Source organism: Actinacidiphila epipremni (assembly GCF_012034175.1).
GTDB classification, from domain to species: domain Bacteria; phylum Actinomycetota; class Actinomycetes; order Streptomycetales; family Streptomycetaceae; genus Actinacidiphila; species Actinacidiphila epipremni.
Window position 1 is genome coordinate 90,041 of sequence record NZ_JAATEJ010000005.1, and the last position, 17,842, is coordinate 107,882.

The window sequence follows — 17,842 nt, forward strand, 5'->3', positions numbered from 1 at the left end:
GCGGGCTTCACAGTTCGCGGGTGTAGTAGACGTTGTTCGCCGTCGCCGTGTAGGCGCCGAAGGGCGGGCACGGGGTGAAGCCGGCACTGGCGTAGAGGCGGCGGGCGGCGGCGAAGCCAGGCTGGGTCCCGGTCTCCAGGCTGAGGCGCGTGTAGCCGCGTGCGCGCGCCTCGTCCATCAGGTGGTCGAGCAGGGCGCGGCCGAGCCCTCGGCCGCGGGCCTCGCTGCGGGTGTGCATCGACTTCAGCTCGGCGTGGTCCGCCGACAGGTGGCGCAGCGCCGCGACGGCCAGCAGCTCGCCGGTCCCGTCGCGCAGGCCGAAGAAGGCGACGTCCGGGCCGGTGAGGTCGGCGATGTCGAGGACGTGGTCGTCCGCGGGGTTCACGCTGTGCTCGGCCGAGTGGGCGCGGTGCCGGCGCACGAGTTCAAGGCTGTCCGGGTCGTTCGGCGACGCGGGTGAGATCCACATGGCGTCACCATAGTGTCGATTCCGCTCCTATAGTGAGCGGTTTTCCGCTGGGCGAAGCCGTCCGATGAGGCCGGCGACCTCGGCGCGCAGGGCGGCGGGGTAGCCCCAGTAGTCGTGGATGCCGCCGCGCCGGCTGTTGCTGCCGCACACCACGAAGACGCCGCTGCCCAGTTCCCGCTTGAGGAGCGTCGCGAGCCAGCCCACGAAGCCGCTGTTGTCGAGGCCGGGCGGGAAGTGGAAGGAGCAGACGCCGAACAGCTCGGTGTCCGCGGCGGTCGCGGTGGCCGGGCGCAGGGCGCTCCAGGTGTCCTCGTCGCGGACGATCGCCAGGACGGCGGGATCGACGGCGGGCGGGTCGGCCAGGGGTGACTCGTGGAACGTCCACAGTCCCGGCAGCTCCTCGTACTGCGCGGCGGCGACGACCCGGCGCAGGCGGGCTTCGGTCTGCTCCGGCGTCTCCGTGCTGATGTCGACCATCGGCGCGCTCCTCTTCGGCTCGGGGGTTCGGGGGTTCGGGGGTTTGGGGGTTCGGCTCCGCGGCCCGGTTCTGCGGTCCGGGTTCCGGCGGTCGGCTCTGCGGGGAAAGCTCAGATGGTAGGCAATACCGTCGCTATGGTGTCACCCATGGCAAGTGACCTGACCGCGCGCCTCGCGGCGACCGTCCGCGCCGCGCGGACCGAGCGCAACATGTCCGTGAGCGCCTTCGCGCAGTTCGCCGGGGTCTCCCGGGCGATGATCAGCAAGATCGAGCGCGCCGAGGTGCAGCCCACGGCGGTGCTGCTCGCGAGGCTGTCCTCGGCGCTCGGGCTGACCCTCTCCGAGCTCATCTCGCGCGCGGAGCAGGACCGGCCGCGGGTCTCGCGCGCCGGGGCGCAGCCCGAGTGGACCGATCCGGTCAGCGGCTACCGGCGGCGCGCGGTCTCGCCGTCCGCCGGCGGGCCGGTCGAGCTGGTGGAGGTGTGCCTGCCCCCGGGCGCGCGGGTCGACATGGAGGAGGGCACGTACGCCTTCGTCTCCCAGCAGATCTGGGTGCTGGAGGGGCATCTGCGCTTCCACGAGGGCGACCTGGTCCACGAGCTCGACCGCGGCGACTGCCTGCAGCTCGGCGCCCCGGCGCCGTGCGCGTTCGTCAACCCGGCGCAGACCGAGTGCCGTTACCTCGTCGTCGTCGCGAAACTCCGGACCTGAGCCGTACGTTCACGGGCCGTACGCTCGCAGGGCGGTACGGGCCGGGGCCGTCACTCGTCCGGGGTCGCGGGGCCGGCGCCGGCGAGCAGGTCGGACTGCAACCGGCCGCCGATGCCCCAGTGTTCGGCGGGGATCTCCAGGATGTCGATCCACACGCCGTCGGCGTCCCCGCCGCAGGTCCCGACGAAAGCCTCGGTCACCTTGGCGACCAGCTCGCGCTTCTGGCCGAGGGTGCGCCCTGTGCGCATGGCGATGGTGATGACGGGCATCTGGCTGCTCCTGACGGTCGGTCCTGGTGGCGTCGGCCGTCCGCCATCCTCCGCGGTGCGCGGCGGCCCGCGCTTGAACGGATGTGCTCGCTCCCCGGCGGTCCTCACCCCTGCCCGGCCCCGGCCCGGAAGCGGCGGCGCAGCTGCGTCGGGGTCGATCCGGTCGCCGCCAGCAGGGTGCGGGAGAGGTGGGCGTGGTCGGCGAAGCCGGCCTCCGCGGCGACGCGGGCGAAGACGTCGTCGCCGGACGCGATCGCCCGGACGGCCGCGGCGACCCGCAGCCGCCGCCGGTAGCCGGACAGCGTCTCCCCGGTGGCGTGGTGGAAGGCCCGGCTGGTGTGGCTGCGCGAGGCCGCCGCCGCCGCGCCGAGGCGGATGCGCTCGGCGAGCCTGCGCTGCGACGCGGTCGGCTCTGCTCCCCGTTCCGCCGCCGCGCGCAGGTCGCGGGACAGCGCGGCGGTGAGCCGGGCGAGCCGGTCGGCGAGGACGGCCTCGGGGCCGGCCGCGCGCCGGGCGGCCAGCAGGTCGCCGTGCGCGAGCACGGACTCCACGGACAGCAGGGCGGTGGCGTGCCGCACCGTACGCAGCGACGCCGGGAGGGCGGCGCCGCGGGCGAGGCGGACCACGACGCGGTTGCCGTTCTCGCGCCGGTAGACGACCGCGTAGCCGCCCGGCGCGAGGAGCACGTCCTCCAGCTCGAAGCGCAGCCGCGGCGCGAGGGCGAGGCCCTTGGCGAAGTGGGCGCGCAGGGCGGCCCGGCCGTGCAGCGTCCCGTCGTCGCGGTTCCAGCGGGTGACGACGGTCGCCGCGCGGAAGACGACGTCCTCGGCGTAATGCTCCATAACCGCGTCGAGGTCGTGGCGGTTCCACGCGGCGATCCACGCATGTGCCGCGCGGCGCGGGTCGTGGGCGGCGTCGGGGGTCGGCATGTCTCGGATGATAGCCGTTGTCGAGCATATGGTGACAGGCCGCGGCCCGGCGGTACGGGGCCGCACACCGCGCTCGCCGGCACCGACGGCCGCCCCGGGGCTTGACCTTCGAGTCGGGTGGAAGGTCTACGGTCGGCGCGTGCCCACGATGCGGATCTCACAGCTCGCCGAGCGCAGCGGCGTCCCGGCGACCACGTTGCGCTTCTACGAAGGCGCGGGGCTGCTGCCCGCCGGCCGTACGCCCGCCGGATACCGGGTGTACGGCGAGGACGCGGTGGAGCGGCTGCGGTTCATCGGCGCGGCCAAGCACCTCGGGCTGCCGCTGGAGGAGATCGCCGAGCTGCTGGCGGTGAGGGAGCGCGGGGCCTGCGCGCAGGTCAAGGCGGACCTGCGCCCGCGGATCGCCGGGCGCCTCGATGCCGCCCGGCGGCGGACGGCGGACCTGGCGGCGCTCACCGCCGCGTTGCTCGGCGCGCTGGAGCATCTGGACGCGCTGCCCGACCGCGCCGGGAGCTGCGGCCCGGACTGCGGCTTCCCGGCCCCCGGGCCCGCTGCCGGGGAGCGTACGGTCGACGTGGCGCTCTCCGCCGGGCCCGAGCGGTGGCGCACCGCCCCGGTGGCGTGCTCGCTCACCGGCGACGCCATGGCCGGACGCGCCGCCGCCTGGCGGGAGGTGCTGGACGGCGCCGCGCGGGCCGCGATCCGCGACGGGCTGCGGCTGACCGTGCCCGTGGACCGTACGGCGCGGGTCGCCGCGCTCGCCGCCGACGAGCAGCGGTGCTGCCCGTTCTTCGACTTCCGGCTCCACCTCGACGGCGCAGCGCTGCACCTGGACGTACGGGCGCCGGCGGCCGGCGCGGACCTGCTCGCCGCGCTGTTCGGGCCCGTCGCGGCCGGCTCTCCCGGGTGACGCCGGCCCGATCCGTACGGCCGCGTGGCGTGTCCGGATCGCGATACCGGTCGGCGGCCTCGCGCGTACCGGACACCCCGTCGGGCGTTCTAGCGTCGCTCCATGACAGAGATCAGCTACCAGGAGACCAGCTACCGGGAGACCAGCTTCCGGGCCGGCGACGGCTGCGCCCTGCACGCGACCGTCGTCGGGGAGGGCCCGGCCCTCGTCCTCATGCACGCGGGCGGTCCTGACGGCCGGAGCATGCTGCCGCTGGCCGGGCGGCTGGCGGACCGCCGCACGGTCGTCGTGCCGGACCTGCGCGGCTACGGCCGCTCGGTGTGCAGGGATCCGGCCCGCCACACCTGGGACCGTTACGTACGGGACGCGGTCGGGCTGCTGGACCACCTCGGCCTGGCCGACGCCGTGCTCGCCGGGGCGGGGCTGGGCTCCACGATCGCGCTGCGGGCCGCGGCGGCGTATCCGGAGCGGGTGCGGGGGGCCGTGCTGATCGGGGTGGAGGACATCGAGGACGACGAGGCGAAGGCCGCGGAGGTCCGCTTCCTGGACGCCTTCGCCGCGCGCGTCGCGGCCGGCGGCATCGAGGCGGGCTGGGAGCCGATCCTCGCGGCGTTCCCGCCGCTGGTCGGGGCGATGGTGCGGGACGCGATACCGCGGTCGGACCCGGCGAGCATCGTGGCCGCGGCGGCGATCGCCCGGGACCGGTCCTTCCGCGGCGTCGGCGAACTCGCCGCGATCACCGTGCCGACGCTGGTCTTCCCCGGCACCGACCCGCGCCACCCCACGGCGCTGGCCGAGCAGGCGGTGGCCGCCCTCCCGCACGGGCAGCTGGCCGATACCGCGATCGACGGCGAACTGCACACCGCCGACGACCTCGCCGCCGCAATCGCGCCCGCGATCCGCGACTTCCTCGACACCCTGCGCTGACCTCCCGGCGGGCGGGTTGACATTCGGCGTCGAGCTGCGGATCGCCGGGCGACCTCGCCGCCGGGCGCGACTTCCTCGACTGCCCGCGCCGACCTCCCGGCACACGGGGGGGGTGACGCCCGGTGGCGAACTGCGGACCGCCGGGCGACCTCGCCGCCGGGCGCGACTTCCTCGACTGCCCGCGCTGACCTCCCGCCGGACCGGGTGATGTCAGGTCCGGGTGCGTTCCACCGCGCGGGTCGCGTCGGCGCGTTGCTGCTCAGCGCGGTGGAGGGCGTCGCCGGCCTCGGTGCGGGCCTTTTCGGCGCTGCCCTCGTCGCGACGGGCGGCTGCCCGGGCCTCGCGGGCCGCCCGCAGGTCCGCCTCGGCGGTTTCGACGGCCGCGTCCGCGTGCTGCGTCTGCTCCCGCGCCGCGGCGAGTGCGGCTTCGGCCTGCTCGTGGGCGCCGCGGGCGTCCGCCAGCCGCCGCTCGGCGGCCCGCAGCTCCCCTCGGGCGCGTTCGGCCTTCTTGCGGCGCTGCTGGGCCAGTTCGTCCGTACGGCCGCCGCCGGCCCGGCGCTTCGGGGGCGGCGCCCCGCTCGGGCGTGTGCGCCGGCCCGGGGACGTACCCCCGGCGCCGGGTTCAGCGGCGGGCAGGTCGGTCGGCGGGCTCAGCGTCGAGGCGAGGCGGCCGTCGGCCCACAGGTCCGCGGCGTCCTGGTCGGCCAGCACCGCCCGCAGCGTGCCCTCGACGTCACGCAGCACGCTGTCGGTCAGCGGGTGGCCGGCTTGCGCGGCGAGCCCCGCGGCCTCCCGGGCCAGGCCCGCCACGACCTTCCACTGCTGGGCCGACAGGCTGCGCAGCTGCTCGGCGTCCAGCGTGCGGTGCGCCTCCCGCAGCGACGCGCCCAGCTCACGGAACCGCCGGCTCTCCTCGGGGCGGGCGGCGGCCAGCACGTTGAGCGCCCAGGCCGCGAGCGTCGGGCGCCGGGCGGCCCGCAGGCCCTTGGCGTCCTCGGTCCGGCCGGCCTGCTTGGCGGCGGCGGCCAGCTCGGCGCGGCGGGCGACGAAGTCGCCGGGCCAGGTGGTGTGGAGGTCGCGCAACTCGGCCTGCGGGTCCGGCGCGGACTTGGGCGCGGGGTCCGCGGCGCGCCCGCGCCTGCCGCGGCTACCCGGCGGCACGGCGACCGCCGCGGGGGCGCCGGGCGGGCGCGGGGACGGCGTGCTTCACCCGCCCATCGTCGTACGGCGCCCGCCCCGGCGCGCGCGGTGCTCGGCCGGGCGGACGACCCGGCCGCCGCGCACCGCCCGCGTCTACTTGCGCCAGAGCAGGTGGTGCACGACGCCGCTGGGGCTCGGCACGACCTCCAGGTGGAACCGGTCGGCAAGGTCCTCGGGCGAGTCCCACAGCCGGATGCCCTCGCCGAGCTCCACCGGGGCGACGGCCACGTGCAGGCTGTCGACGAGGTCGGCGTCGAGGAACTCCCGGACGGTGCTGACGCCGCCGCCGAGGCGGACGTCCTTGCCCTGGGCCGCCTCCTTCGCCCGTTCGAGGACCGCGGCCGGGGTGTCGTCGACGAAGTGGAAGGTGGTGTCGGACAGCGTGATCGACGGGCGGGTGTGGTGGGTCATGACGAACACCGGGGTGTGGAACGGCGGCTCGTCGCCCCACCAGCCGTTCCAGTCGTGGTCGCGCCACGGCCCGCGCTGCGGGCCGAACTTGTTGCGGCCCATGATCTCGGCGCCGATGTTGCGGGCGAAGTCGCGGGTGAAGTAGTCGTCGAGGCCGCGGGTGCCCCCGGGGTCGGTGCGCATGGGCCAGCTCGCGGTGGCGCCGCACCAGCCGAACAGCCGCTCGGGGGCGGGCAGCCCGAACGGCTGCTCCAGGCTCTGCCGCTCGTCGGGGCCGGCGCCGATGCCGTCCCGGGAGATGTTGAAGTTCATGACTCTCAGCAGCTGGTCCATGCGCGTGTCCTCGTTCGTTCGTGTCGTGCCGTGTCGTGCCCGGTGCGGCGGGGTGCCGCACACCGGATGCGTCGAACGGGAGGCGGCCGGATCGACACCGGCGCGGAAAGTTTTTCCGCGCCGGTGCGGATACGGCCGCGTCAGTGCGGTACGGCCAGGCCCGCGACGAGGACGGCGACCAGGCGGCGGGCGTCGTAGCGGGGGTCGCTCTCGGCGCCGGCGCACAGATTCCCGACGCCGCGCATGAGCTGGTACGCGTCCACGCCGGCCTGGATCTCGCCGGCGGCGGTCGCGGCGTCCAGCAGGTCGGCGCACACCGGCAGGAGGCGTTCGAGGAAGGAGGCGTGCAGGGCCTCGAAGCCGGGGGCGTCGCCCTGCATCGCGGCGGCCAGGCCGTGCTTGGTGACCAGGAAGTCGGCGAAGAGGTCGACCCAGCGGCCGAGGGCGGCATGCGCGGTGGGCCCGGCCGCCAGCAGGACGGGGCCGGCCTCGGCGCAGGCGTCGATCTGGTGGCGGTAGACGGCGACGACCAGGTCGGCGCGGGTCGGGAAGTGCCGGTAGATCGTGCCGATGCCGACGCCGGCCCTGGCGGCGATATCCCGCACAGGCGCGTCCACGCCGGAGGTGACGAAGACCGCGGCGGCGGCGTCCAGGAGGCTCCGCTGATTGCGCTGCGCGTCCCGCCGCCGGGCCCGGGCGGGGGGGTCCGGGGCAGCTGGGCCAGCGGGGGCTGCCTGGCCGTCCGGGGTCGCCGAGCCGTCGGCGGTCGCCTCGCCGTCCGACGCCGCCGGGCCCTCGGGGGTCGCCGGGCCGGTGCCGTTGGTCTCGGCCATCTCGGCGCTCCTTCCGTGACGCGCCCGCGAGGGTGCGCTTGCAAAGCGGAACACGGTTCCGTATCGTCGTCGACAGGAAGCGGATCAGCGTTCCGCTTCACCTCATGATGACAGAAGCCGGCACCGGCGTCGAAGCGCCGCGTCCGCCGCGCCCGATGAAAGGCCCTCCCATGTCCGACCTCACCTCACCGCCCGTGCGCGACAGCGCCGGAGCACCGTCCGCCGTGGTGTCCGTACGGCCCGTCGTCCTGGCCGCTCCGGGCCGGGGCACCGACCTCCAGGTCCGGGTGTCCGCCCCGGCGAGCGGCGAGAGGCTGCCCGTCGTCGTCCTCTCGCACGGTTTCAGCTCCTCGATGGACGGCTACGCGCCGCTGGCCGACCACTGGGCCGCGCACGGCTTCGTCGTCGTCCAGCCCACCCACCTGGACTCGCGCACCCTGGCGCTGCCCGCCGGCGACCCCCGCACCCCGCACATATGGCGGCTGCGCGTCGAGGACCTGACGCGGGTGCTGGACGGGCTGGAGGCGCTGGAGGCCGCGCTGCCGGGGCTCGGCGGGCGGGTGGACCGGGACCGTGTCGCGGTCGCCGGGCACTCCTGGGGCGCCCAGACGGCGAGCATGCTGCTGGGCGCGCGGGTCCTGGACGACGCCGGCGAGCCGGGCGAGGACCTGACGGACCCGCGGGTACGGGCCGGGGTGCTGCTCGCCCTGACCGGCCTGGGCGACAGCCTCACGCCGTTCGCCGCCGAGCACTTCCCCTTCATGCGGCCGTCGTTCGCCGGCCTCACCGCGCCGGCCCTCTTCGTCGCCGGCGACAAGGACCAGTCGGCGCTGTCCACCCGCGGCCCCGACTGGTTCACCGACGCGTACGCCTACAGCCCCGGCCCGAAGAGCCTGCTCACGCTGTACGGCGCGGAGCACTCGCTCGGCGGCGTGACCGGCTGGGGGGTGACCGAGACGACGGACGAGAACCCCGCGCGGGTCGCCCTGCTCCAGCGCATGACCACGGCGTACCTGCGCAGCGCCCTCGACCCCGCGGACACCGCCTGGCCGGCGGCCGTACAAGCCCTCGCCGACGGCCCCGAGCCGCTGGGGGAACTCAGCAGCAAGGAGTGAGCAGACGCTCCCCCGGCGGCCGTAATCGGGTGGTGCGGGCGCCGGCGGGGTTCCTACAGTGGCTGCGCGCCGGGCCGCGGAGGAGAGCCGGGCGTCCCCGTCCCGGACGAGAGCCGTGCCGCCATGCGAACGCACTACCCGCGCACCCCCCACCTGCCCTGGTCGCCGGGGGTGGCGGCGGACGACGTGCTGGCGGGCGGGCTCGCGGGGCTGCGCGGGCGGGAGGTCGTGGTCACCGAGAAGCTGGACGGCGAGAACACCACGCTGTACGCGGACGGGCTGCACGCCCGCTCGCCGGACTCGGCCCACCACCCGTCGCGGACCTGGGTCAAGGCCCTCCAGGGGCGGATCGGGCCGCACATCCCGGCCGGCTGGCGGGTGTGCGGGGAGAACATGCAGGCCCGCCACTCCCTCGCGTACGACGACCTGGACAGCTGGTTCTACGGGTTCTCCGTGTGGGACGCCGCCGGGCGCTGCCTGGACTGGGACGCCACCGTGCGCTTCCTGCGCCGGCTGGGCGTGCCCGTCCCGCGGGTGCTGTGGCGCGGGGTGTACGACGAGCGGGCGCTGCGCCGGCTGGCGGCCGGGTGGGACACCGCGCGGCGCGAGGGGTACGTCGTCCGCAGCGTCGAGGGCTTCGGGGCCCGGGAGTTCGGGGAGCGGGTGGCCAAGTGGGTGCGGCCCGGGCACGTACAGACCGACACGCACTGGATGCACGCCGCCGTCGTGGAGAACGGGCTCGGGCCGGCCGCGCCGCTGTGGGCGGTACGGTCCGGGGGCGGCGCGCAGGCGGCGGCGCTGCTCGCGGCGGCGGGGCTGGCGGAAGGCGACCGCGTGCCGCCGGAGGCCGAGGCGGTGGCCGCCGACGCGGCGGCGCGGCTGGACGTGCTGGGGCGGACCGGCGACGCGCGGCTGGCGGGGGTGCTCGCGGCGGCGCTGCACGGCCGCCGGCGGTCCTGGGCGGTGCCGCGGCTCGCCGCGCGGCTCGGCATGCGGCAGGCCCGCCGGGTCGGCGACCTGGTGGGCCTCCATCCCCTCCTGCACCAGCCGTATCCCGACGCCGAGCGGGCGGGCGGGCTGGTCCGGATGGCCGCGGCGGCGGACCTGGGCGTACTGCACGCGGTGGCGGGCGCGGTGCTCGCCGGGCGGGACGGCGCGGCGGCGGACAGGGCGCGCGAGCAGGTGGAGTGGTCCGCGCTGCACGCCGAGGACGCCGGGCTGCTGGGCGAGGCGCCGCTGGAGGACCTGCGCGCCGGCCTGCGCGCGGCGCTGGGCGCGCGGGCCGGCGCGGACGCCGCCGACCGGTGCTGGGCGCAGGCGCGGGAGCTGTGCGCGCGGGGGCGGGTGGTCTCGGTCGAGGAGGCGGTCGCGGCGACCTGGCGGTGGCGGGACGGGGACTTCCCCCGGCTGGTCCACCTCGTCGGGCCGTCCGGCAGCGGCAAGAGCACGTTCGCCGCGGGGCTGCCGGGGGTGGACGTGACGGTGTCGCTGGACGAACTGCGGCTGGCCCGCGGCTCCCGGGCGGACCAGAGCGCCAACTCCGCCGTACTTCGCGACGGGTTGGCGCGGCTGGACGCGGCGCTCGCGCGCGGCGGCACCGTGGTGTGGGACGCCACCTCGCTGACCGGGCGGCAGCGTTCGGCGGTGCAGGCGGTGGCGCGCCGGCGGGACGCCCTGGTCACCCACGCGGTCGTGCTGGCCGGCGAGGAGGAGCTGGCCCGGCGCAACGCGGCGCGGCAGCATCCGGTGCCGCGGGACGTACTGGCGGGGCAGCTGCGCAGGTTCGACCCGCCGTATCCGGGCCAGGCGCACCGCGTGTGGTACGTCGGCGCGAGCGGGACGGTGGAGGACGTGGCGGGCGCCGCCTCGCCGGACGCTTGCCGGTACGGAGCGGGCACCGGGGCGTACGCGGCGGTGGGCGGGGAGGGCGTGTGATGCGTACCAGCGAGGAGATCTACCACCGGGTGCGCTGGGACGCGCGGTTCGACCCGGCCCGCTTCGTGCTGGGCGTGCTCCAGCGCGGGGCGCCCGCCAAGCGGGTCGCGCTGCCGGCGTTCGTGCCGGGCGGTGAAGTCCCGTGGCACCGGGTGCTGTTCATCGAGGCGGACGGCGAGGTGGTGTGGGACCGCGCGACGGGCACGGACCGCCTCGACTCCTGCGAGGCCGGCCGGGCGCGCCGGCCGCGGCTGCTGCGGGCGCCGTTCTTCACCGCGCGCACCCCGTACGCGTGGGACCCGGCGGCCGGCGCCTGGCGCCCGGCGGACGCCGCCGGGCCGCAGGGCACGGCGCTCCCGGGCGGCACCGTGCGCCTGCTGACCTGGAACACGCTGTGGGACCGCTACGACAGCGCCCTCATCCACACCGCCCGGCGCCGCCCGCTGCTGCTCGCCGCGCTGCGCGGGGCCGACGCCGACGTCATCGCGCTGCAGGAGGTCGAGAGCGGGCTGCTGCGCCTGCTGGCGCGCGAGCCGTGGGTGCGCGAGCGGTACGTGCTGGACGCCGATCCGGCGGGCCGGGACATCGACCGCGACGGGCTGCTGCTGCTCAGCCGGCTGCCGGTACGGGAGGCCGGGCGGCATGCGCTGAGCCCGCACAAGGCGGTCGGCGCGCTGGCGGTGGACACCGCGGCGGGCCCGCTCGTGGTGGCCGGCACGCATCTGAGCAGCGACCACTCCGCCGACGGCGCCGGCCGCCGGGAGGCCGAACTCGCGGACATCGCCGAGGGGTTGGCGGGCCTGGACGGGCCGGTCGCGCTGCTCGGCGACTTCAACGACGGCGGGGACGGGCCGGCCGCCGCCCTCGGGATGCGCGACGCGTGGACCGACGCGCACGGGCCGGCCGACCGCAGCCCCACCTTCGACCCGGCCGCGAACCCGCTGGCCGCGGTGTCCTCGCTGACCGGCCGGGCCTCCCGGCTGGACCGGGTGCTGCTGCGCGCGCCGGGCGTACGCGTCATCCGGGCGGCCCTGCACGGCAACGCCCCCGGTCCTGACGGCCTGCACCCCTCGGACCACTTCGGCGTCGAGGCGGAACTGGCCTGGGAGGGGGCCGCGGACGGGGCGGCGCCGGCGGTGCTCGACGTGCCGCCCACGGCCCGTACGGCGGTGGCGTGGATCCTGCCGGGCGAACTGTGGCCGCCGGTCCAGGAGTTGCGCCGCGCACACGACCCGCAGGTGGACCGCTGGCCGCCGCATGTGAACCTCCTCTTCGGCTTCGTGCCCGAGTCGGACTTCGAGCGGGCCGCCGGGCTGCTGTCCGCCGCGGCGGCGCAGGTCCCGGCGTTCACCGCGCGCCTGGCGGGCGTGCACACCTTCGGCCACCGGGAGGACGCCACGGTGTGGCTGGACCCGGCGGCGGACGGCGCCGGCCCCTGGGCGGAGCTGCGGCAGGCCCTGGCGCGGCGCTTTCCCGGCTGCCGGGGCCGGGACGAGGGCTTCACCCCGCATCTGACCCTGGGCCGCAGCCGGGACCCGCAGCGTACGGCCGCGGCGTGCGCGGCGGGGCTGTCGGGGGTGGCGGGGGTCGCGGCGCGGGTCGGGGAGCTGGCGCTGCTGTCGCGCCGCGGCGACGAGCCGATGCGGGTACGGGCGACGGTCGCGCTCGGCACGGGCGAGGTGCGATGGGCGCAGGAGGCGGACAATCTCCCCGCCCAGGACTCCCCCGCGGACGGCGCCCCCGCCCAGGACTCCCCCGCAGACGGCTCCCTCGCAGCCGGCTCCCCCGCAGCCGCCGAGCCCGCGCCCGAGCAGACGTCGTACGGCGTACTCGCCCGGCGCACCGCCGAGTTGGTCGCCGCGGCGCTGGGCGGCGGCGCGGTGCATGTCGTGGGCTCCCGGCGGATGGGCGGCCATCTGGCGGGCGCGGACCTGGACCTGGTGGCGGCGGTGCCGGGGTCCGCCGGGATCGGCGAGGTGGCCGGGCGGGTCGCGGCCGGGCTGCCGGAGGGCGCGGAGGTGCGGCAGGTGCGCGGTGCCCGGGTGCCGGGCCTGCGCTTCACCCGGCAGGGGCTGGACGTCGACGTGGTGGTGGTCGCCACCGGTGACCTGCCCGCGGGCGAAGCCGTCGCGCGGCGGGCCGAGTTGGGCCGGGCCGCGGCGATCGCGCTGAGCGCCGTGAGCGACGCGGACGCCGTACGCGCGGCGGTCGCCGGCCGGGAGGAGGCGTTCGCCCGGCTGGCCCGGCAGGTGAAGGCGTGGGCGAGGGCCCGCGGCCTGGACGCGGCGCCGTTCGGCGGGCTGCCGGGCCTGGCCTGGGCGGTGCTGGCGGCGCGGACCGTACGGGAGGCCGGGGAGCTGCCGGCCGCCGAGCTGCTCGCCCGCTTCCTCGGCGGCTGGGCGGCCTGGGACTGGCGCGAGCCGGTGGCGCCGGCCGCTGCCGCGGACGTGCCCCCGGCGCAGGGGGCGGTGACGGTGCTGACCCCCAGCGCACCGGTGCGCTCGTGCACCGAGCAGGTCGGCGCCGGCTTCCGCGACCTGCTGACGCACGAGCTCTACCGGGCCTGGGAGCTCGCGGAGACCGCAGCGGCCACGGGTGCGGACCCCTGGCCGGCGCTGCTCGCGCCCCCGCCGCTGCACCGCCGGCATGCGGCATGGGCGGTCGCGACCGTACGGCCGCCCGCGGGCGAGGACTTCGCGACGGCGCACGGCCGCTTCCGCGGCCGGGTCCGGGCGCTGGTCACGGCGCTGGAGGACGACGGCACGCCCGGCGTCCACGCCTGGCCGCGCCCCTTCGCCACCGCGCAGGGCGAGGCCGTCTACGCCGTCGGCCTCGGCCCGGCCCCGCCCGGCGAGGCGCGGCTGGCCCGCCTCGCCGCCGCCTGGTCCCGGCACGTCCCGGGCACGACGGTGGCGTGGGCGGCGGGCGGCGCCGTACCGACCCTGCGCTGACACCGCAGGCCGCAGCGCCGCATACCGCGCCTCAGCGGCGGCGGGCGGCGGTCAGGGCCCGGCGGACCCGGCCGCGCGGGCGGCGGGGAGTGGTGAGGACGAGCGTCGCGCGGGAGGGGACGGTGAGCGTCGCGCCGGCCTTGAACTCCGTCTCGTCCCGGGCCTCGGCGCCGGCCGCGGTGTCCACCGCGATCCGCCAGGTGTCGCCGTACGGGCGGGCCGGCAGGGTGAACTCGACCGGTTCGTAGTGGCTGTTGAGCATGACGTAGAAGGAGTCGTCGGTGATCCGGCCGCCGCGCGGGTCCGGTTCGCTGATGGCGTCGCCGCCCAGGAAGAGGGCGACGGCGTGGGCGTCCGCGCGGTGCCAGTCGCCGTCGGCCATGACCCGGCCGCCCGGGGTGAACCACACCGCGTCGCCGGGGCCCGGTCCTGCGGTGTCGCCGCGCAGGAAGCGGCGGCGCCGGAAGACCGGGTGGTCGCGCCGCAGGGCGATCAACGACCGGGTGAAGTCGAGGAGTTCGCGCTGCCCGGCGTCGAGGTCCCAGTGCGTCCAGGACAGTTCGCCGTCCTGGCAGTAGACGTTGTTGTTGCCGTGCTGGGTGCGGCCGAACTCGTCACCGTGGCCGATCATCGGCACGCCCTGCGAGATCAGCAGCGTGGTGAGGAAGTTGCGCTGCTGGCGGGCCCGCAGCTCCAGCACCGCCGGGTCGTCGGTGTCGCCCTCGGCGCCGCAGTTCCAGGACCGGTTGTGCGCCTCGCCGTCCCGGTTGTCCTCGCCGTTGGCCTCGTTGTGCTTGTCGTTGTACGAGACCAGGTCGCGCAGCGTGAAACCGTCGTGGCACGTCACGAAGTTGACGCTCGCGCGGGGCCGGCGGCTGTCGTCCTGGTAGAGGTCGGAGGAGCCGGTAAGCCGGGAGGCCAGGTCCGGCAGGGTGGCCGGCTCGCCGCGCCAGAAGTCGCGCACGGTGTCGCGGTAGCGGCCGTTCCACTCGCTCCACAGCGGTGGGAAGTTGCCGACCTGGTAGCCGCCCTCGCCCACGTCCCACGGCTCGGCGATCAGCTTGACGCGGCTGACCACCGGGTCCTGCTGCACCAGGTCGAAGAACGCCGAGAGCCGGTCGACCTCGTGGAACTGCCGGGCGAGCGTGGCCGCCAGGTCAAAGCGGAAGCCGTCCACATGCATCTCGGTGACCCAGTAGCGCAGGCTGTCCATGATGAGCTGGAGGACGTGCGGGCTGCGCATGAGCAGCGAGTTGCCGGTGCCGGTGGTGTCGAAGTAGTACGCCGGGTCCTCGTCGACGAGCCGGTAGTAGGAGGCGTTGTCGATGCCGCGCATCGAGAGCGTGGGGCCGAGGTGGCTGCCTTCGGCGGTGTGGTTGTAGACAACGTCGAGGATCACCTCGATGCCGGCGGCGTGCAGCGCCTTGACCATCGACTTGAACTCCCGTACCTGGCCGCCCTTTCCGCCGGCCGAGGAGTATTCGTTGTGCGGGGCGAAGAAGCCGATGGTGTTGTAGCCCCAGTAGTTGCGCAGGCCCCGGTCCAGCAGGTGGCCGTCCTGGACGAACTGGTGGACCGGCATCAGCTCCAGGGTCGTGATGCCGAGCCCGGTCAGGTGGTCGAGCACCGCCGGGTGCGCGAGGCCCGCGTACGTCCCCCGTATCTGGGGCGGCAGTCGAGGGTGCAGCCGGGTCAGGCCGCGGACGTGGGCCTCGTAGATCACCGACTCGTGGTAGGAGTGGCCCGGAGGCCGGTCGTCGCCCCAGTCGAAGGCCGGGTCCGTCACGACCGACAGCATCGTGTGGTGCAGGCTGTCCTGGGTGTTCTTGCCCTGCGGGTCGCCGAACGGGTAGCCGAACAGCGACTCGTGGCCGTCGGCCTGCCCGTCGATGGCCTTGGCGTACGGGTCGAGCAGCAGCTTGGCGGGGTTGCAGCGCCGGCCGCGCCAGGGCTCGTACGGGCCGTGCACCCGGTAGCCGTAGCGCTGGCCGGGCCCCACGCCCGGCAGGTAGGCGTGCCAGATGAAGCCGTCGACCTCCGTGAGTTCGAGCCGCCGCTCGCGCCGCCCGTGGTCGATCAGGCACAGCTCGACCTTCTCGGCGGCCTCGGAGAACAGCGCGAAGTTCGTGCCCGCGCCGTCGTACGTCGCGCCGAGCGGAAACGCGCGTCCGGTCCACTTCCGCATCCGTGCCCCCTCACCCGTCCACCCTCCGTGGCTCCGGGGGACACATACCCCGCGAGCCGCGGACCAGCCGCGGTGCGTGCCGGCCGGGCGCCGCGCCGGGCGGTGCGCTCACGACTTTGCCATTCCTTTACAGCAGGGTCCGTGGCCGCGTCGTCTCTCCGTCCGGTCTCCCGCCCGGGAGGCCGCCCGGCGCCCCGTCGAGGGAGCCGCCGGGCCGAACGACAGGAGAGCTTCATGCGTGTACGGTCCGTTCTCGCCGCCCTCGGCTGCGCCACGGCGCTGGCCCTCGCCGGGGCCGGCACGGCGTCCGCCGACGCCGGCGCGACGCCCACCGCGCGGCCCTCGGCCGGTTCGGCGGGCGGTTCCGACACCGCCCAGGCGCCCCGTCCCGTGCCGTCGCCCGGCTCGGGCCGCCAGGCCGCCGGCGCCGGCGACCGCACCGGGTCCACCGGCGGGCAGGTCCGGGCGGTGCCCGCGGGCGCGCCCGACACCGGGGTGCCGGCGCCCTCGGCCGGTTCCGGTGACACCGTGACGGTCGCGGCGGCCGGCGCGGGCGTGCTGGTCATCGGCGCGGGCGCGGTCTACCTGCGCCGCCGGACCGCGGCCCGGGGCTGACCCTTGCGTATCTCCCGGCCGGCCGCACCGGCGGTCCTCGCCGCGCTCTGCCTGACGTGCCTGCTCGCGGGCTGCGGTCCGGCCCCCGTGGCGGCGCCCGCCGCGGTGGGGCCGGCCGGGAGCACCGCGGCCGTACGCCCCCCGTCCGCGCCCCTGTCCGCGCCTCCGTCCGCCCCCGCGGCCGGCAGCCCGGCGCCGCTCGCGCGGTCGGTGCCGGAGCGGCTGCGCATCCCGGACATCGGGGTCGACACACCCGTGTCGCAGCTCGGCCTGGCGCCGGACGGCACGGTGGAGGTCCCGCCGATCGCGGCCGGCTCCCCCGCCGGCTGGTACCGCGGCTCGCCCACCCCCGGGCAGCTGGGCCCCTCGGTGCTGCTCGGCCATGTGACGGTGGGCGGTTACGGCGACGGGGTCTTCCGCCGGCTGTCCCTGCTGCGGCCGGGGGCCCGGGTGACGGTGGGCCTGCACGACGGTGCCTCGGCGGTCTTCACCGTCTACGCGGTGCGTACCGTCGCCAAGGACCGCTTCCCGACGCAGGAGGTCTACGGCGACACCGCCCGCCCCGAACTGCGGCTGATCACCTGCGGCGGGCCGCACACCGCCGGCGGCTACCTCGACAACGTGGTCGTCTTCGCGTCGCTGACCGCCCCCTCGTCTGGAGAGAGTTGAGCCCGTCCAAGGACCGGGCGGCTGCCGAGCTGTTCGCCGCCCTCTACCCCGGTCTCGCCGGGTGGTGCCGCCGTCTGGTGGACGACGACGGCACCGCGCACGAGATCGCCTCCGAGGCTTTCGCCCGCCTGTGGGCGCACTGGTCGGCGGTGGAGGAGCCGCGCGGCTTCGTCTACGTCACCGCGGCGAACCTGGTGCGCGACCACTGGCGCAAACTGGACCGCGAGCGGCGGGCGGTCCGGCGGGCCGGCACCGAGGCGGCGCTCGCCCGGCAGCAGGCGGGCGCGGAGTCGTCGGTGCCGGTGCGGCTGCTGGTGCAGTCGCTGCCGGAGCGGCTGCGGACCGCCGTGCTGCTCTACTACTACGCCGACCTGCCGATCCGGGAGATCGCCGTGTTGACCAAGCGCAAGGAAGGCACGATCAGGGCCGACCTGCACGCCGCCCGCGAATACCTGCGTGCCGGACTGGGAGAACGCCTTGATCACACCCGTTGAGCCCTGGGACGAGCCCTTCGACGAGGAGCTGGCCGCGCTGCTGCTGGACGGCGGCCCGGCCGAACTCACCCCGCCGCCGGGGGCCTTCCGGCGGATCCGGCGCCGGGCGGCCCGCCGCCGGCTGCTGCGGGCCGGCGGCGCGGCCGGCGCGACCGCCGCGGTGGTCGCCGCCGCGGCGCTGCTGTGGCCGGCCCCCGAGGCGGCCCGCCACACGCCCGTGGTCCCGCTCGCCCCGCCGGCCGCGACGTCCACGCCCGCGCCGCCGCGCGCGACCCGCGACGTCATTCCCTCGCCCGAGCCCCGCCCCACCGACGACCCGGCCACCCCGACCGCCGACTCCCCTCGCGCCCCGGGCGCCCAGACCGGCGCCGTACGCGGCGGCGGCCGGCGCGCCGCCCGGCCGTGACGG

General features: G+C 76.7%; 18 protein-coding genes. 10 read left to right on the top strand and 8 right to left on the bottom strand.

Annotated features, from left to right (window positions below; all coding sequences use genetic code 11):
* Positions 1-7 precede the first annotated feature (7 nt).
* Positions 8-469 (bottom strand): GNAT family N-acetyltransferase, encoded by a 462-nt coding sequence (locus HCN08_RS08965; protein ID WP_167982400.1) that lies wholly within the window; start codon positions 467-469, stop codon positions 8-10.
* 27 nt (positions 470-496) lie between these two features.
* Positions 497-946 (bottom strand): DUF6196 family protein, encoded by a 450-nt coding sequence (locus tag HCN08_RS08970; protein WP_167982401.1) that lies wholly within the window; start codon positions 944-946, stop codon positions 497-499.
* A 147-nt stretch (positions 947-1,093) separates the two neighbouring features.
* Here HCN08_RS08970 and HCN08_RS36095 point away from each other — a divergent pair, with 147 nt between their 5' ends.
* On the top strand, positions 1,094-1,657 hold the full coding sequence (locus HCN08_RS36095; RefSeq protein WP_167982402.1) for a helix-turn-helix domain-containing protein: 564 nt from the start codon (positions 1,094-1,096) through the stop codon (positions 1,655-1,657).
* 50 nt (positions 1,658-1,707) lie between these two features.
* Here the strand turns inward: HCN08_RS36095 and HCN08_RS08980 are convergent, their stop codons facing one another.
* Together HCN08_RS08980 and HCN08_RS08985 are read right to left on the bottom strand one after the other, a co-directional pair.
* The gene (locus HCN08_RS08980; RefSeq protein ID WP_167982403.1) at positions 1,708-1,926 is read right to left on the bottom strand and encodes a tautomerase family protein; all 219 of its coding nucleotides are present in this window, start codon (positions 1,924-1,926) and stop codon (positions 1,708-1,710) included.
* Between the two features lie 104 nt (positions 1,927-2,030).
* On the bottom strand, positions 2,031-2,855 hold the full coding sequence (locus tag HCN08_RS08985) for a helix-turn-helix domain-containing protein (RefSeq protein WP_167982404.1): 825 nt from the start codon (positions 2,853-2,855) through the stop codon (positions 2,031-2,033).
* A gap of 148 nt (positions 2,856-3,003) precedes the next feature.
* Between HCN08_RS08985 and HCN08_RS08990 the strand changes: the two genes are divergently transcribed.
* Complete coding sequence (locus HCN08_RS08990) at positions 3,004-3,765, top strand: MerR family transcriptional regulator (RefSeq protein WP_167982585.1); 762 nt, start codon at positions 3,004-3,006, stop codon at positions 3,763-3,765.
* Between the two features lie 102 nt (positions 3,766-3,867).
* Positions 3,868-4,692, top strand: coding sequence for an alpha/beta fold hydrolase (locus HCN08_RS08995; protein WP_167982405.1), 825 nt, complete (start codon positions 3,868-3,870; stop codon positions 4,690-4,692).
* A 210-nt stretch (positions 4,693-4,902) separates the two neighbouring features.
* On the opposite strand, the gene HCN08_RS09000 is transcribed toward HCN08_RS08995, so the two are convergent.
* The 3 genes from HCN08_RS09000 to HCN08_RS09010 all read right to left on the bottom strand — a co-directional run bounded on the left by HCN08_RS09000 (position 4,903) and on the right by HCN08_RS09010 (position 7,469).
* On the bottom strand, positions 4,903-5,853 hold the full coding sequence (locus tag HCN08_RS09000) for a hypothetical protein (protein WP_322974334.1): 951 nt from the start codon (positions 5,851-5,853) through the stop codon (positions 4,903-4,905).
* A 132-nt stretch (positions 5,854-5,985) separates the two neighbouring features.
* Positions 5,986-6,636: a dihydrofolate reductase family protein gene (locus HCN08_RS09005; protein ID WP_167982406.1), complete on the bottom strand. Its 651-nt coding sequence runs from the start codon at positions 6,634-6,636 to the stop codon at positions 5,986-5,988.
* A 140-nt stretch (positions 6,637-6,776) separates the two neighbouring features.
* Positions 6,777-7,469, bottom strand: a complete 693-nt coding sequence (locus HCN08_RS09010; protein WP_167982407.1) for a TetR/AcrR family transcriptional regulator — start codon at positions 7,467-7,469, stop codon at positions 6,777-6,779.
* 170 nt (positions 7,470-7,639) lie between these two features.
* Here HCN08_RS09010 and HCN08_RS09015 point away from each other — a divergent pair, with 170 nt between their 5' ends.
* The 3 genes from HCN08_RS09015 (at position 7,640) to HCN08_RS09025 (ending at position 13,470) form a co-directional block, all read left to right on the top strand.
* Entirely contained in the window at positions 7,640-8,584 is a 945-nt protein-coding gene (locus HCN08_RS09015; protein ID WP_206318559.1) for an alpha/beta hydrolase family protein, read from the top strand.
* A gap of 123 nt (positions 8,585-8,707) precedes the next feature.
* A complete protein-coding gene (locus tag HCN08_RS09020; protein WP_167982409.1) occupies positions 8,708-10,519 on the top strand; it encodes an RNA ligase family protein in 1,812 nt (603 codons plus the stop codon).
* Complete coding sequence (locus HCN08_RS09025) at positions 10,519-13,470, top strand: poly(A) polymerase (protein ID WP_167982410.1); 2,952 nt, start codon at positions 10,519-10,521, stop codon at positions 13,468-13,470. Before HCN08_RS09020 ends, HCN08_RS09025 begins: the two co-directional genes overlap by 1 nt.
* Positions 13,471-13,501: 31 nt before the next feature.
* On the opposite strand, the gene glgX is transcribed toward HCN08_RS09025, so the two are convergent.
* On the bottom strand, positions 13,502-15,655 hold the full coding sequence (glgX, locus tag HCN08_RS09030) for a glycogen debranching protein GlgX (protein WP_167982411.1): 2,154 nt from the start codon (positions 15,653-15,655) through the stop codon (positions 13,502-13,504).
* Positions 15,656-15,889: 234 nt separating this feature from the next.
* Here glgX and HCN08_RS09035 point away from each other — a divergent pair, with 234 nt between their 5' ends.
* The 4 genes from HCN08_RS09035 to HCN08_RS09050 are packed head-to-tail and all read left to right on the top strand — an operon-like array spanning position 15,890 to position 17,839.
* Positions 15,890-16,270, top strand: coding sequence for a hypothetical protein (locus HCN08_RS09035; RefSeq protein WP_167982412.1), 381 nt, complete (start codon positions 15,890-15,892; stop codon positions 16,268-16,270).
* Between the two features lie 3 nt (positions 16,271-16,273).
* Positions 16,274-16,939, top strand: a complete 666-nt coding sequence (locus HCN08_RS09040) for a class F sortase (RefSeq protein ID WP_240969923.1) — start codon at positions 16,274-16,276, stop codon at positions 16,937-16,939.
* The gene (locus HCN08_RS09045; protein WP_167982413.1) at positions 16,936-17,433 is read left to right on the top strand and encodes an RNA polymerase sigma factor; all 498 of its coding nucleotides are present in this window, start codon (positions 16,936-16,938) and stop codon (positions 17,431-17,433) included. Before HCN08_RS09040 ends, HCN08_RS09045 begins: the two co-directional genes overlap by 4 nt.
* Entirely contained in the window at positions 17,417-17,839 is a 423-nt protein-coding gene (locus HCN08_RS09050) for a hypothetical protein (protein WP_206318560.1), read from the top strand. The genes HCN08_RS09045 and HCN08_RS09050 overlap by 17 nt, the downstream gene beginning before the upstream one ends.
* Positions 17,840-17,842 lie beyond the last annotated feature (3 nt).